12 protein-coding genes and 1 pseudogene are annotated in these 14,112 nt (G+C 70.4%); 9 read left to right on the top strand and 4 right to left on the bottom strand.

The features are described 5' to 3' along the window. Positions 1 to 387 precede the first annotated feature (387 nt). A complete protein-coding gene (locus ACWDEX_RS23115) occupies positions 388 to 666 on the top strand; it encodes a hypothetical protein (protein ID WP_450465703.1) in 279 nt (92 codons plus the stop codon). A 160-nt stretch (positions 667 to 826) separates the two neighbouring features. On the opposite strand, the gene ACWDEX_RS23110 is transcribed toward ACWDEX_RS23115, so the two are convergent. After that, the gene (locus tag ACWDEX_RS23110; RefSeq protein ID WP_450465702.1) at positions 827 to 1,459 is read right to left on the bottom strand and encodes an LUD domain-containing protein; all 633 of its coding nucleotides are present in this window, start codon (positions 1,457 to 1,459) and stop codon (positions 827 to 829) included. A gap of 25 nt (positions 1,460 to 1,484) precedes the next feature. Continuing rightward, complete coding sequence (locus ACWDEX_RS23105) at positions 1,485 to 1,610, bottom strand: hypothetical protein (RefSeq protein ID WP_450465700.1); 126 nt, start codon at positions 1,608 to 1,610, stop codon at positions 1,485 to 1,487. Between the two features lie 166 nt (positions 1,611 to 1,776). Between ACWDEX_RS23105 and ACWDEX_RS23100 the strand changes: the two are divergent. Together ACWDEX_RS23100 and ACWDEX_RS23095 are read left to right on the top strand one after the other, a co-directional pair. Further along, positions 1,777 to 2,873 (top strand): annotated as a pseudogene (locus ACWDEX_RS23100) (hypothetical protein). Positions 2,874 to 3,290: 417 nt separating this feature from the next. Further along, positions 3,291 to 5,339, top strand: a complete 2,049-nt coding sequence (locus tag ACWDEX_RS23095) for a hypothetical protein (protein ID WP_450465698.1) — start codon at positions 3,291 to 3,293, stop codon at positions 5,337 to 5,339. Between the two features lie 167 nt (positions 5,340 to 5,506). Here the strand turns inward: ACWDEX_RS23095 and ku are convergent, their stop codons facing one another. Beyond that, on the bottom strand, positions 5,507 to 6,520 hold the full coding sequence (gene ku, locus ACWDEX_RS23090; RefSeq protein ID WP_450465696.1) for a non-homologous end joining protein Ku: 1,014 nt from the start codon (positions 6,518 to 6,520) through the stop codon (positions 5,507 to 5,509). A gap of 71 nt (positions 6,521 to 6,591) precedes the next feature. Between ku and ligD the strand changes: the two genes are divergently transcribed. Then, the gene (gene ligD / locus ACWDEX_RS23085) at positions 6,592 to 7,473 is read left to right on the top strand and encodes a non-homologous end-joining DNA ligase (RefSeq protein WP_450465694.1); all 882 of its coding nucleotides are present in this window, start codon (positions 6,592 to 6,594) and stop codon (positions 7,471 to 7,473) included. Positions 7,474 to 7,477: 4 nt separating this feature from the next. Here ligD and ACWDEX_RS23080 read toward each other — a convergent pair whose 3' ends face one another. After that, positions 7,478 to 8,281 carry a nuclease-related domain-containing protein gene (locus ACWDEX_RS23080; protein ID WP_450465692.1) on the bottom strand — a complete coding sequence of 268 codons (804 nt, stop codon included), beginning with the start codon at positions 8,279 to 8,281 and terminating at the stop codon, positions 7,478 to 7,480. A 96-nt stretch (positions 8,282 to 8,377) separates the two neighbouring features. Here ACWDEX_RS23080 and ACWDEX_RS23075 point away from each other — a divergent pair, with 96 nt between their 5' ends. The 5 genes from ACWDEX_RS23075 (at position 8,378) to ACWDEX_RS23055 (ending at position 14,085) form a co-directional block, all read left to right on the top strand. Next, positions 8,378 to 8,884, top strand: coding sequence for a protein-tyrosine phosphatase family protein (locus tag ACWDEX_RS23075; RefSeq protein WP_450465690.1), 507 nt, complete (start codon positions 8,378 to 8,380; stop codon positions 8,882 to 8,884). A gap of 207 nt (positions 8,885 to 9,091) precedes the next feature. Continuing rightward, the gene (locus ACWDEX_RS23070) at positions 9,092 to 9,790 is read left to right on the top strand and encodes a hypothetical protein (protein WP_450465688.1); all 699 of its coding nucleotides are present in this window, start codon (positions 9,092 to 9,094) and stop codon (positions 9,788 to 9,790) included. Positions 9,791 to 9,870: 80 nt separating this feature from the next. Beyond that, positions 9,871 to 11,076 (top strand): ATP-binding protein, encoded by a 1,206-nt coding sequence (locus ACWDEX_RS23065; RefSeq protein ID WP_450465728.1) that lies wholly within the window; start codon positions 9,871 to 9,873, stop codon positions 11,074 to 11,076. Between the two features lie 70 nt (positions 11,077 to 11,146). Beyond that, positions 11,147 to 12,514, top strand: a complete 1,368-nt coding sequence (locus ACWDEX_RS23060) for an FtsW/RodA/SpoVE family cell cycle protein (RefSeq protein WP_450465686.1) — start codon at positions 11,147 to 11,149, stop codon at positions 12,512 to 12,514. Further along, positions 12,511 to 14,085 (top strand): peptidoglycan D,D-transpeptidase FtsI family protein, encoded by a 1,575-nt coding sequence (locus ACWDEX_RS23055; protein WP_450465684.1) that lies wholly within the window; start codon positions 12,511 to 12,513, stop codon positions 14,083 to 14,085. Before ACWDEX_RS23060 ends, ACWDEX_RS23055 begins: the two co-directional genes overlap by 4 nt. Positions 14,086 to 14,112 lie beyond the last annotated feature (27 nt).

The raw sequence follows: 14,112 nt of genomic DNA, 5'->3' as shown, positions 1-14,112 counted from the left end.
TGTTGCGCTCAAGCTATCAGATGAATTTATGGAACGAACGCGTCGTTGGCTGCATCTGAGGAGTTGAGCGCGGCGAGGCGGCCAGTGGTGCGCAGGGCACTCCGCAAGGCCTCATCGCCGGAGGAAATACAGGACCTTTCCGGCAGGGAATAAGGCTCCCACATCTCCCGTCGGGATAGGCACTGTCTCAGACTCTGACTTTTCCTGTCGGGTCGGGCCGATACTGATTTTTCCGATTCCGGCATTCCGAAAGCAGCACACGGCTACCCGGCGGCGAATCCGCTCTGGTGGATCAAGTTTTCACCGTTCGATGGCAAGTACCCTTGGACGCAGTCTCGTTGACGCATTGCGCATGGCCAAGGCGGTGCCGATCGCCTCGATGTCGGCATGGGCGCGGTGGGGATAGCCTCTGGCCATGCCGAGCTTCGAGATCACACCGATAGGTACGGTCCTGAACAATCGGACGGACATCCACCACACGGACAACTGGGGTGCCGTCCGCAGATCGAATCCGTCCACGGCCGCGAACTGACGGTGATGGGCCTCGACGCGGTCTCGGGCACCCCGGTCATCGATCTGAAGCCGACGATGGCGGAGTTCTGCCCGGTGGACATCAAGCAGCCTGAATGGGTCAGCCGCCTGATGTCGGAGTACTTCAAGCCGTAAGCAGACCCGGCGAGGTCGAGTGACCAGCCACCGGCGGTGCTCCCGTCGGCCGACTGCGACGTGGCGCCCGGTGTACTGGACCTGTCACGTGCGCTTGACCTCTTTCGATGAGCCGCTGGTACAGGGGAGTCGGCTGCCGCGCAGCCGACTCCTGGCGGTGTCAGAATCCGATGGCTTCGCGGAGCAGCAGGACGGTGGCGCGCCCGGGGTGGGGTTCCGCGTTGAGGATGAGCATGCGGTTGAGGGAAGCGGGCACCCCGTAGGCCTTCATGCAGCGCTCGTTCTCCAGCGGGACGCAGTGGTCTTCGATGCGCTGCAGCGCGGTGCCCAGGTCGGGTACGACCTTCTGTGCTCCGACGACCCAGATCACGTTGGGGGCGGCGCCCGCGTAGCCGGCGAGCTGGCTTCCGCTGGCCGAGGCGGCCACCAGGGAGCCGGTCTCGGTGACCGCGGCGACGCTGCCCACGATGACGTCGGGACAGGCGAGCATCCGCCAGATCTCGGTCAACTGGGTGGCGCGGTCCATGGACGAACTGCGTGCCTTGACGGAGTCGTATCGCCCGCTGCTGTTGATGTCCTCGTCGATGCCGGACAGGCGGAGGCTCTCGCTGGCCCCGGTGAACACGGTGGCGCCCTCGGGAATCAGGTCCTTGATGCGGGCCCGCGCGGCGGCGGCGTCATCGAGGATCTCGACGGCGAAATTCTTCTCCTTCAGCGCGTCGGCCGCCCGCTCCAGGCGCTCTGCGGGTACCGGTTCGGTGAACGGTGTGGTTGTCGGAACCGGGGTGGTCATGGCGCCTCCAGGCTGATCGTGCGTGTCAGGTCGTCACGAGCAGACGCTGCCGTCCGGCGCGGTCACGGGGGACGAGGAAGCGGGTCACGGTTACTTCCCGCACCTCCTGCTCGCTGAGCGATGTGTTCGCCTCGTCAGTACGACAAGACACCCCGCCGGAATGTGAGGCGAGAACCCTCTGCGGGCCTTTCCCGTAGCTCCCTTGAGCCGGGGCCGCACCGGCAGCGATCATGGGGCCGAGCCGAGCCGTGTGACGATGCACGGCAGATGACCGGCCCTGGGAGCAACCGGGTGCGCTGAGAAGGGATGGGCCCATCGTGGGCAAGGACGGGGAGTCCATACCGGACGACGAGTGGGAACGCTTCCTTCGTGAAGCCGAGGCCGGGACTCAGGGCGCACCCAAGGAGCCGTCGGCGCGGGCCAGGATGGTGGCGCGGCGGCTGCAGGAGAACACCGACCCCCCCGAGCCGTGGCGAGGTCACCGACCGGCCCGGCGGCGAAGAGGCAAGGGCTGGTACGCGGTCGGGCTGCTGATCGTGGCCGCCTTGCTGGTCGTCGCGCTGGATCCAGGGCGGGTCGCCGGATGGTTCGGAGGCGGAGGCGACGAGAGCGCGCCGCTCGCCCCGGAGTCGAAACGTCCGGACCAGCCACCGCCGGCGGAAGCGGGAGTCCGGCCTCCGACCCTGGAGCACCCGTTCAGGGGGTCACCGGCGGCGCGGTGGGATGACGGGGCGGCCGGGATCAATCTGCCTGAGGCACGGGCGACCGGCTGGATGAGCAAGAGAGAGGTCACGCAGGCGCTCGAGAAGACCCGGGACTTCCTTGCCGCGTCCAGTCTGGATCGGGGTGTGCTGCGCGGAGAGCGGCCGAGGAAGGCGATCGGGTCGATCAACCCTCATCAGCAGGATGTCCAGGACTACCTGGCGACCGCGTTCCGTGCGCCCAGCAGGAAGAACGATCCTCTGCTGCTGTTCAGCCGGTTCGACAAGGCGAAGGTCCGGCTTGTCGGGGATGTGGTCAAGACACGAGGACGGATCACGTACCGGGAAGGCAAGCGCGGTGCGTGGAGATGACCACCGATGTCACGTACGTGTATCCGGTCGTCCGCGCTGCGGCGGGAAGCGACGAGGTCACGCGCACGATCGTGCGCCGCGAAGTCGTGATGAGCTGGGACGACCCGGCGAAGATCATTATCGAGCCGGGTACGTTCTCCCTCGTCTCCTACAAGGTGGACACCACCAACGGCGGCTGCGGAACCTCCACCGGCTACCTCACCCCCGAGTTCGGCGCGGAGCGCGCGGCCACACACCCGGGAGACGGCCCCGAGGTCGACCCGTACGACCGGAGCACGTCGATGGAGTCGCGTATGCGGAAGGCCGGCGATGCGGAGTGCGGGACTGCCACACGGTCATGAGCCCCCTGGAGGGGCCGACGAGCAGCCCTGCCGGAACACCCCGCGGTAGCCGTGGCGGGCGGCCGCCGTGCTTCGGCTACCATCGGCTGGATACTGTCGGGTAGCACGCGTGGATCCGCGGGCCAGGGCGCGGCAGTCGGCCCCGCGAACCGGGCGGGCGACGACGTACGTGCCGCAGAGGTCGCCGTAGTCGGCTTCAACCCGGCGGGGACCCCCTTGTCCCTCTGTTCCAGCCGACCCCCAGAGCCGAGGATGAGGCATCGCAGGTAAAGTCCGAACGCCTGCTTGAAGAAAGACCATCCGTATGCATCGGCTTCCGGCACGCGGCCATGTGATCGCGCCAGTCAGCAAGTCTGTGCTTGAGATGTCGAATTGCCTGGAGCCCGCGAAGTGTCACGATCGCCCCTGCCCCCTCGCTTGCGCATCGCAGCGGCACGCCTCCTCCTACCCACGGTGCTCGTGCTGTCGCTCGCCGTTCAGACAGTAGGTGCCCTCCTTCCCAACGTCCCTCTGCTCGCGGCCTCCACCGCTGCCGGGGTGGCGGCGGACCTCGCTCTGCACCGGTGGCAGCGAGGCATGGCCACCGCCCTCGGGAAGCTGCACGCGACCGTGACCGTGCGCCAGGTCGTCCGGGACCTCCTGCTGGTGACCGGCCTGCTGCGCGTCGAGGAGCAGCACCTCACGGTGACGTACCTGGTTCTCGTCTGCGGTCTGCTGCTCTTCTACGGCCTGCATTTCGCGTGCCAGGCGCTGGCGCTCCTCGTACGCCGCACCCGCACCCTGCCGGTGGTGACCCGGAACATCGACGCCTCCCCACTGCGGCTGAGCCCCGCTCCCCCGGCCCTGCTGATGCAGCGCTCCGGGCAGCGGCTCCTCAAGTTCGGCCTGCCCTCGACGGCCGGCCTGCTGGTCACCCTGGCGACCGGCTCGGCCCGGTGGGCCGCCGTGGGAATCGCCCTGTCCGCTGCCTTCGCGGTGGTGGGCGTCGGCATGCTGATGCTGCGGCTGCTCCCGGGACGCAGGCCGGTGACGAGCGAGCAGGCGCTGGAGTGGTTCGAGACCTGGCTCGCGGAGTACCAGCCGACGGTGGGCATGTACTTCTCCGGTGGTTCGAGCTCGGCCTATCAGGCGAACATGTGGCTGGAGCCGCTGGCCCGGCTGGAGGGCCGTCCGCTGATCGTCCTGCGTGAGCGCTTCATGGTGAAGAAGATCGCGTCCACCGACATCCCGATCGTGTGCCTGCCGAAGGTCGCCGACGTGATGAGGCTGGAGCACTCCACGCTGAAGATGCTGATCCACCCGTCGAACTCGGGGAAGACCTCGCAGGTGCTGCGGATCCCCACCATCAAGCACGCGTTCGTCAATCACGGCGAGAGCGACAAGCTGTCCAGCTGCAATCCGTACGCGAAGGCGTACGACGAGGTGTGGGTGGCCGGCCCCGCGGCGCGCGAGCGGTACGCCCTGGCGGACGTGGGTGTCGACGACAGGGACGTCGTGGAGATAGGACGTCCGCAACTGGACGCGATCGAGCCGTACACCGGTGCGCCCGTGGGCCCGTACACCACGGTTCTCTACGCCCCCACGTGGGAGGGATGGGACGGCAACCCGGGCAACACCTCGATCATCGAGGCGGGCGAGAACATCGTCCGCGCCCTCCTGGCCGACCCCGGGGTCCGGCTGCTGTACAAGCCGCACCCGCTGACCGGCTCGGTCGTTCCCCGGGCGGCAACCGCGAACGCCTGGATCCAGGAGATGATCCGCGCCGCGAACGCTCTCCGTGCCACGGAACGCCCCACTGAGCGGCCCGCCCCCTCCGCGGCGACGGAACTGGCCCGCCGGGCCGCCGAGCTCGACCGACTGACCACGTCCTCGTTCAAAGTGAGCGCGGACGACGCGGAGCGGATGCTGCTCCAGACAGTCCCGGAACCCGGTCGGGCCGCGGCCGTGGCCGCCGCGACCGCCGCATGGGAGGCCGCCTACTGGGCCTCCTTCCCCGCGTGGGAGCACCAGATCATCACCGGGGCGCGACCGACCGTCAACGCCTGCTTCAACGCGGCCGACGTGCTGATCAGCGATGTCTCCAGCGTCGTGTCCGACTATCTGGCGAGCGAGAAGCCCTACGCCGTCGCCAACACCAGCGGCCTGTCCGAGCAGGACTTCCGCGAGGTCTTCCCCACTGTCCGGGCAGGCGCCGTCCTCACTCCGGACGGCTCCGGTATCCCGGCGCTGCTGGAGTCCGTGCGCCACCCCGAGCAGGACACCTACGCCGAGGCCCGCGCCGAGCTCAAACTGCACCTGCTGGGTCCCTCCGACCCGCCGTCCGTCGTCCGCTTCAATGATGCGGCCCGTGCACTGTGCGCGGCGGCCGACGAACACCGGGCGGGTATGGCGGCGCGAGCTCTCGCGGCCATCCCGAGCCAGCGAGACGCCAAGTCGACGCCGGCCGGCGATCACATCAAGGGCTGAGTCTCCAGGCACGCACGCCGATGTGCCGCGGAACAGCCTGGGTTCCGTGGCACATCCGGTGACACGACTGATCACCGGCGCACCACCACGACGGGCGGCCCGGAGTTCGCGGACCCGTCCCCCAGGCACAGGGCGCGTCTTCGAAGCGCGGCGTCCGGGGCCGGAACTCAGGCCGTGCGCTTGCGTGCCGCCGTCTTCTTCGCGGTCGTCTTCTTCGTCGCCGTCTTCCTCGCCGTGGACCCTGACTTCGCGGTCGTCTTCTTCGCCGCACTCTTCTTGGCCGCCGTCTTCCTCGCCGCCGGCGCCGCCTTGCCGCCCCCGGCCTCCTTTGGTGCCCTGCGCGTGCTCTTGCGGGCCGGAAGGCGTCTGACCTCGGCCGCCTCGCCCGTCTCGGCGACTTCCTCGCCCCTCGACTCCTTCGCCGCGCGCACGCTCTTCTCCAGGGCGGCCATCAGGTCGAGGACCGTGCCGCCCTTCGCCGGTTCGGGGGCCTCGGGGGGTGCCTCTCCGGCGGCCTTCGCGGCGATCAGCTCCTCGACCGCCTCGCGGTACTCATCGTGCAGTTCGCCCAGGTCGACCTCGCCGAGGGTGTCCATGAGGGCGTGCGCGAGGTCGAGTTCCTTGTCGTTGACCGTGACCCTCGTGTCCGGGGCGACACCCTCGGGCGCACGGACCTCGTCCGGCCACAGCAGCCCGTGCAGCGCGATGGCGTCCTCCACCACGCGCAGCATTCCCAGACGTTCGCGGCCCCGCAGCGCGAACTTCGCGATGGCCACCTTGTGGCTGCGCTTGAGTGCCTCACGCAGCAATGTGTACGGCTTGGCGGCCGGGGCTCCGCTCGCGGCCAGATAGTACGCGCCGTCCATGTGGAGCGGGTCGATCCGGTCGGCCGGCACGAAAGCCACGATCTCGATCGTCCGGGCCGTCGGGATCGGCAGACGGTCCAGTTCCTCCTCCGTGATCGGGATGATCGAGCCGTCCGCGTCCTCGTACCCCTTGCCGATCTCCTCGTGCGAGACCTCACGGTCCTCCAGCTCGCAGAACTTGCGGTACCGAATGCGGCCGCCGTCCTCCAGATGGACCTGCCGGAAGGAGATCGAGCGGCTCTCGGTGGCGTTCACCAACTTGATCGGGATGCTGACCAGGCCGAATGAGATGGCGCCGTTCCAGATGGATCGCACGTGCCGCACCTTTCCAATAGGCCCGATGGGATTTGACCGAATATCACCATGTTTCATGGGATTCTCATCGTATGACGCCGATCACAGAGGTGGAGGGGCGACGGCTCGCGCTCAGCAACCTGGAGAAGGTCATCCATCCCGCGACCGGCTTCACCAAGGGCGAGCTGCTGCACTACTACGCGACCATCGTGGACGCCCTGTTGCCCCACCTCCACGACCGCCCGCTGTCCTTCCTGCGCTACCCGGACGGCCCGGACGGACAGATCTTCTTCGCCAAGAACGTGCCGCCTGGTACGCCCGCCTGGGTCACCACCGCCCAGGTCCCGCGCTCGGAGGGCCCCGCCCGCATGGTGGTGATCCAGGACCTGGCGAGCCTGATGTGGGCGGCCAATCTCGTCACCGAGTTCCACACCCCGCAGTGGCGCGTCGACGCGCCCGACGAGGCCGACCGGCTGGTCTTCGACCTCGACCCGGGCACGCCCGCCACCGTCGTCGAGTGCTGCGAGGTCGCGGTGTGGCTGCGCGAACGGCTCGCCCGGGACGGCATCGAGGCGTACGCGAAGACGTCCGGATCGAAAGGGCTGCACCTGCTGGCGGCGGTCGAGCGGACGCCCTCACGACGGACCACGGAGTACGCCAGGCGCCTCGCCGTGGAGGCGGAGAAGGCGCTGCCCCGCCTCGTCGTCCACCGCATGACCCGCAGCCTGCGGCCCGGCAAGGTCTTCGTGGACTGGAGCCAGAACGCCGCCCGCAAGACGACGGCGGCGCCCTACACGCTGCGCGCCCGCACCGAACCGACCGTGTCCGCGCCGGTGACGTGGGAGGAGGTGGCCGACTGCGCCTCCCCCGGTGGTCTCGTCTTCCGCGCACCCGACATCGCGCCCCGCCTCCAGGCGTACGGCGACCTGCTGGCCCCACTTCTCGACCCGGCTCACGCCGCGCCGTTGCCCTGAACTCTCACACTTTCGACCACGTGTGCCGGTCCCGGGCCATCGCGTGCAGGGCCTCCACGTCCGCCGGTTTGAGCACGCCACCCAGGCGGGCGAGGTCCGGCAGGTCCGTGCCGGTCAGGACGCGGACCTGCCGTAGCGGGGTCGCGACCTCCAGGCGGGCGGGCTCCACCAGAGCCAGGACCGGGTGGATCTCGGCCGTCAAGGCGTAGGAGGCCCGGCCCGCGTCGGCGCGCACCCGGCGCAGCAGCGGCTGCGGCTCACGGCGACCCACCGTCACCATCGGGTCGGCGACGAGGATCCGCTGCCGGCGGGCGTTCAGTGAGTGCACCGCGAACAGGCCACCGGGGCCGATCACCAGGTGGTGGATGCGGTCCCCGCCGGGCAGCGGCACCGAGTGCAGGATGTGCCAGCCGGCGCCCTCCAGCCCGTCCAGCACCTCACCGACCGCCTGTTCCGCGGCGAGCGCACGGCGTCGCGGGTCAGGGCGCAGCCGGGGGGCGGGCCCCGGGTCGCGGTCCAGGGCGATCACCAGGGCCTCGCCGGGCCTGTTCGGCGCCAGGTCGTCGTCCGGGTGGAGGGAGAGCCGCGCCAGTTCCGCCGGGGTGGGAACGGGCGGTGGCCCCACCGTCACCGGACCGGTCAGGAACGGGCCGAGCGCGTCGAGCACGTCCTGCCGCCGGTCCTCGCCGATCAGGTTGACCCGGCCCGCCTCACGGTCGTACCAGGCGACGCTGCTCCCGTCGGTGCCGCACACATACAGACGTTCCTGGCCGTGCCGCCAGGTCGGTATGACTCGCAGTCCGCTCATGCACACCACCCCTCGTCCATGGGAACAGGTGGGGTGCTCAGCGGGCAAGAACCCGGTTACCTTGGTGAGCGGTTGGGAAATCGGTGGGAGGCCGCGTTGCGAACCCGCGGAATGCAACCCGATGTGCCCGCTCCGGACAGCCCGTGGAGCGAGATCGTGCCCGGACTGTGGATGGGCTGCCACGAGTTCACGGGGCGTTCCGGAGAACGGGAATTCGCCGTCGTGGGCGACGAGTTCGACCTGGTGTTGACCTTGTTGCGGCTGCCGGGACACGGGCCGGACGACGGAGTCGAGCATCATGTGTGGCCGATTCCGGACGGGCCGCTCGACGGGACGCAGGTCGCCGGCGTGATACGACTCGCGCAGGCCGCCGACGACGCCATGGAGGAGGGCCGCCGGGTCCTCGTCCGCTGCTATCACGGCTACAACCGCTCGGGGCTGGTCGTCGCGCACGCGCTGATCCGGGCCGGTCACACCGCGGACGAGGCGATCGGCATGATCCGCGCCCGCCGCGGACCCTGGGCGCTGCACAACGAGTTGTTCGTCGAGTACCTGCGGGCCGGTCTGGACACCGTCCGCCTCCTGGAGGAACTCGCGGAATGACGTCCGTCACCCGGCCACGAGTCGCCGTCCGTACGCCACACCTGACCATAAGCTGGACAACTCGGCCATAGAGTGAACAACCGGCCCTCAGGTGACCCTAAGGACGTAGACGTGTTCCCTAGTGCCACGGCAGGCAACGTCCGCCCCGTCGCGACGACCGGCACTCCCTTACGGGCAGACGTTGCCCGCCGCGGCACCAGCCGCCGTGTGCGCGCAGCGTTCACTCTCGCCGCCACCGCCCTGCTGCTGGTGGGCTGCGGTGACCCCGGCGCCCTGCGCGGCGCAGGCCCGACCGCCACCGCCGTCGGCCCGGTGAGGCTGTGGCCGCAGCTGGCGCCGGCCTCCGCCCCCGCCCTCGACTTCGGCATGGCGGACCACGAGACGCTCAAGGGCATCACCGCCGCGGGCGACGACATCCACCGTGTGGACCCGCTGGAGGTCGTACGTACCGAGGTCGCCGCTCACCCGGACATGTACTCCGGCCCGCACGCGGTGTACGGGCAGACGCGAGATCGACTCGGGGAATGCGGCAAGCGGGGCGCGCGCGGCGGGAATTGCCCGCTGCTGCGGGCGTACTACCGGGATCTCACCGGCGACGGGAAGGACGACATGGTGCTCGGCATCCGCTTCCCCGGCAACCAGCTGGCGGTGCGCGTCTACACCTTCGAGCACCACAGGCTGATGCAGGTCATGGGCACCGCGGACAGTGTGATCAGCGTCGAGCTGGCGGGCCGGGACGTGATCATCCGCTCGCCGTCGACGCTTCCGGGGTACGAGTTCCGCACGGTGTGGACCTGGGACCCGCACCAGCACGCGATACTGGCCGGCCGGGACGAGATCCTGCGGGTGCGCTCCGCGCTCAGGGGCCGTCCGGCCCCGCCCACTCCTTCGGAGAGCGCCCGGTGACCCCGCTGAGGCGGACCCTCGGGCGACTGCCCCAGTGGACCGCCGCCCTCACCTGGAAGGCCGCCGCCTTCATCACCGTGATGTGCTGCGGCTTGGCCGCCCTGCTCGGTGTGCTCGTCCATGTCCAGGTCACCGACCAGACCGTCGGCGAGGCCCGCGGCCGGGCGCTCGACCGACTCGTCCAGGCGACCCGGGCGTACGAGGCGGGTGACCGGCTGCCACGCGGAACGGGCGTCGACCTGCCGGGCCTGCCGGGACAGCTCAAGGAACTGGCGCAGGACGGGCACCGCGGCACGATGGTCGGCACCAGCGACCCGCAGCCCACCATGTGGGCGGCGGGCCCCGCCGACGGCGAGCGGACGCTCGCGGTGCGGGTGGACTACGCCCAGGGGGCCCGCATCATCGCGGGTCTCGACCGGGCGATCCTGTGGTCCTCGGCTCTGGCGATCGGCGCGACCTTGTTCGTCGGGGCGTTCGCGGTGACCCGCGTGACCCGGCGACTGCAGGACACCGCACAGGTGGCCCGGCGGATCAGCGCGGGCGACCTGGACGCGCGCGTGAACGACCCCCGGACGAAGGACCCGAAGCGCCCGCAGGACGAGGTGGCGGCGGTCGCCGGCGCCCTGGACACGATGGCGTCCACGCTGCAGGGCAAGCTGCTGAGCGAGCAGCGGTTCACCGCGGACGTGGCGCACGAACTGCGCACCCCGTTGACCGGGCTGCACGCGGCGGCCGAGTTGCTGCCGTCCGGACGGCCGACCGAACTGGTGCGTGACCGGGTGTCCGCGCTGCGCACGCTCACCGAGGACCTGCTGGAGATCTCCCGGCTGGACACGAAGAGCGAACGCCTCGAACTGGACACCGAGCGGCTCGCGCCGCTGGCCGAGCGGGTGGTACGAGCCTCGGGGACCCGGACCGAGGTGCGGGTCGTGCGCGACGCGCGCGTGGAGACCGACCGGCGTCGCCTGGAACGCGTGCTCGGCAATCTCGTTGCGAACGCGCACCGGCACGGCCGGGCCCCCGTGCTTCTGACGGTCGACGGCCCGCGTGTCACCGTACGGGATCACGGTGACGGCTACCCGGACTACCTCCTGGCGCACGGCCCGCAGCGCTTCCGTACGGAGAGCGGCGGGAAGGGGCACGGGCTGGGGCTGACGATCGCGCTCGGCCAGTCGGAGGTGCTGGGCGCCCGGCTGGAGTTCGCCAACGCCTCGGACGGCGGAGCGGTGACCACGCTGACGCTCCCCGAACACGTACGGAACACGGCCGACGGGCCCGCGGGCTGACCCCCCACAGGGACGACCCGATTGTCTCGCACAACGGGACATCCAGGCGGGCGCTTGTTACGTTCCGCACATGATCCAGCCCGGAACGTCAGGGACGAACACGGCGGCGGCCGCCCCCGCACCCGCCCCGCCTCTGCCCCGGCGCCGTGGCATCGAGGTCACGCTCATCGTTCTCGCCGTCCTGATCTCCGTGTACGGCTACTGCGCCGTCGGCCTCGCGAAACACGGAACCCTGCCGCCCGGTGCCGCCCATTACGGCGCCGGGCTCGGCGCTCTCGCGCTGCTGGCGCACTGCGCGGTGCGCCTGCGGGCCCCGTACGCGGATCCCCTGCTGCTGCCGATCGCCGTGCTGCTCAACGGCGTGGGCCTGGTGCTGATCTACCGCCTCGACCTGGAGACCCCGGGCGAGAGGGCGACCCCTGCCCAGCTGTACTGGTCAACGGTCGGCGTGGCGCTCTTCGTCGCCGTCGTGGTGCTGCTGCGCGCCCACCGGCTGCTCCAGCGCTACACGTACGTCTGCGGTGTCGCCGCCCTCGTCCTGCTTGTCCTGCCGATCTTCTTCCCGCCGCTGAACGGAGCCCGACTCTGGCTCAGGGTCGGTGACTTCTCCATCCAGCCGGGCGAGTTCGCGAAGGTGTTTCTCGCCGTCTTCTACGCCGGGTATCTGGCCGCCAATCGCCATGCGCTGGCGTTCTCGGGCCGCCGGATCGGGCCACTGCAACTGCCGACCGGGCGTGTCCTCGGCCCGGTCGTGGCGATCTGGCTGCTGAGCGTCGGGGTGCTGGTCCTGGAGCGGGACCTGGGGACCTCGCTGCTGTTCTTCGGCCTGTTCGTGGTGCTGCTGTACATCGCCACGGGCCGTACCGGCTGGGTCGCCGTCGGGCTGCTGCTCGCGCTCCTCGGCGCACTCGCCGTCGGCCGGCTGGAACCGCATGTACACAGCAGAGTCCATGAGTGGCTGCATCCCTTCGCTTCGATCGACGCGGGCCAGGGTGCGGGCCAGATCGCCCAGTCCCTCTTCGCGTTCGCCGCCGGCGGTGCTCTCGGCACCGGGCTCGGCCTCGGTCACTCGATCCTCATCGGCTTCGCCGCCAAGTCGGACTTCATCCTGGCGACGGCGGGCGAGGAACTGGGCCTGGCGGGCCTGTCCGCGCTCTTCCTGCTCTACGGCCTGCTGGTGGAGCGCGGCTACCGGGCAGGCCTGGCGCTGCGCGACCCGTTCGGGCGCCTGCTGGCCATCGGACTCGCGTCCATCGTCGCGCTCCAGGTCTTCGTGATCGCCGGCGGGGTGACGGGCCTGATCCCGCTGACGGGCCTGGCGATGCCGTTCCTCGCGCAGGGCGGCTCGTCGCTCGTCACCAACTGGATCATCGTCGCGCTGCTGATCCGGATCAGCGATTCGGCGCGCAGCCAGTACGACGGGACGGCGGCACCATGAGCCTTCCCCACGAGCTCGACCTGGCCCGGCCAGGGGGGACCCGCACCATCCGTCGGGCGGCGGCCCTGTGCGCCCTGCTCCTGATCGCCCTGCTGGCGAACGCGACGCGGGTGCAGATCGTCGAGTCCTCCCGCTACGGGGACAACCCCGCCAACCGCCGGCCGATGATCGCCCGGTACGGCCAGCCGCGCGGCGACATCGTCATCGACGGCCGGGCGGTGACCGGCTCCCGGGACACGGGCGGGATGTTCCGATACGAGCGCACGTACACCGACGGGCCGTTGTACGCGCCGGTCACCGGATTCGCTTCGCAGGTGTACGGGACGACGCTGCTGGAGAACGCGCAGGACGGGGTGCTCGCGGGCACCGCCCCGCTGCTCACGCCGGTGCCCGCGTGGAACGACGTCGTACGGGGACGCAGTCCCGGCGGCAACGTCGTCACCACCCTCAACGGGGCGGCGCAGCGGGCGGCTTACCAGGGCCTGGCCGGGCGCACCGGCGCGGTGGCCGCGATCGAGCCGTCGACGGGGCGGATCCTGGCGCTGGTGTCGGCACCGTCGTACGACCCCGGGGAGCTGTCCGGGTCGACGGCCTCCGTCCTCCGGGCCTGGACGCGGCTGAACGGGGACGCGGCGCGGCCGATGCTCAACCGGGCGATCCGGGAGACGTATCCGCCCGGTTCGACGTTCAAGGTGGTGACGGCCGCGGCGGCCCTGGACACGGGAGTGGTGACGGACCCGGACGACCGGACGACGTCTCCGGACCCCTACCTGTTGCCCGGCACGACGACGCGGCTGACGAACGAGGCGATCGGCTGCGAGGACGCGTCCCTGCGGTATGCGTTCACCTGGTCGTGCAACACGGTGTTCGCGAAGCTCGGCGTGGAGATCGGACTGCGGAACATGACGGTCGCGGCGACGGCCTTCGGCTTCGACGACCCGAAGCTGCGTATCCCGTTCGCGGTGGCGCCGAGCACCTTCGCCCGGAAGCTGGACGCGTCACAGCTGGCGCTTTCCTCGATCGGGCAGTTCGACACCCGGGCGACGCCGCTGCAGATGGCGATGATCGCGGCGGCGGTGGCGGGCGAGGGCTCGGTCATGGCGCCCTACCTGGTGGAGAGGACGACGACCAGGACCGGAAAGACGGTCTCCGTGACCAGTCCCAGCACCCTGCACCGGGCGATGAGCCCGGCGACCGCGGCACAACTGCGGGAGATGATGAGGAACGTGGTGGAGGACGGGACGGGCGACAGGGCGGCCATCCGCGGCGCCACGGTGGGCGGCAAGACGGGCACGGCCCAGCACGGCGTCGGCAACTCCGGGAAGCCGTACGCCTGGTTCATCTCCTGGGCGCAGGCGGACGACGCGCCGCAGCCGGCGGTGGCGGTCGCGGTGGTGGTGGAGGACGCGGCGGGCGAGCGCGGCGAGATCAGCGGGGGCGGGAACGCGGCGCCGATCGCGAAGGCGGTGATGGAGTCGGTACTGGACTCGCCACCACACCAGCTCAATTCGCCACCGCACCCGAGGAACTGCCAGGGGCCCGCCTGCTGGGGCGGGGCCATGGCCCGTTAGGAGACGGGGCAGACCTCGCCTGGCGGG

This window comes from Streptomyces sp. NPDC001020 (assembly GCF_053599115.1).
Note: the sequence above shows the minus strand (reverse complement) of the source record. Positions and strands in the feature narration are given on the sequence as shown.

Bases quoted from the DNA above. Each gene is read 5' to 3' on its own strand.
- ACWDEX_RS23115 (WP_450465703.1), top strand. From the start codon at position 388: ATGGGCGCGGTGGGGATAGCCTCTGGCCATGCCGAGCTTCGAGATCAC.
- ACWDEX_RS23110 (WP_450465702.1), bottom strand. From the start codon at position 1,459: ATGACCACCCCGGTTCCGACAACCACACCGTTCACCGAACCGGTACCC.
- ligD (WP_450465694.1), top strand. From the start codon at position 6,592: ATGACGCCGATCACAGAGGTGGAGGGGCGACGGCTCGCGCTCAGCAAC.
- ACWDEX_RS23080 (WP_450465692.1), bottom strand. From the start codon at position 8,281: ATGAGCGGACTGCGAGTCATACCGACCTGGCGGCACGGCCAGGAACGT.
- ACWDEX_RS23065 (WP_450465728.1), top strand. From the start codon at position 9,871: ATGTGCTGCGGCTTGGCCGCCCTGCTCGGTGTGCTCGTCCATGTCCAG.
- ACWDEX_RS23060 (WP_450465686.1), top strand. From the start codon at position 11,147: ATGATCCAGCCCGGAACGTCAGGGACGAACACGGCGGCGGCCGCCCCC.
- ACWDEX_RS23055 (WP_450465684.1), top strand. From the start codon at position 12,511: ATGAGCCTTCCCCACGAGCTCGACCTGGCCCGGCCAGGGGGGACCCGC.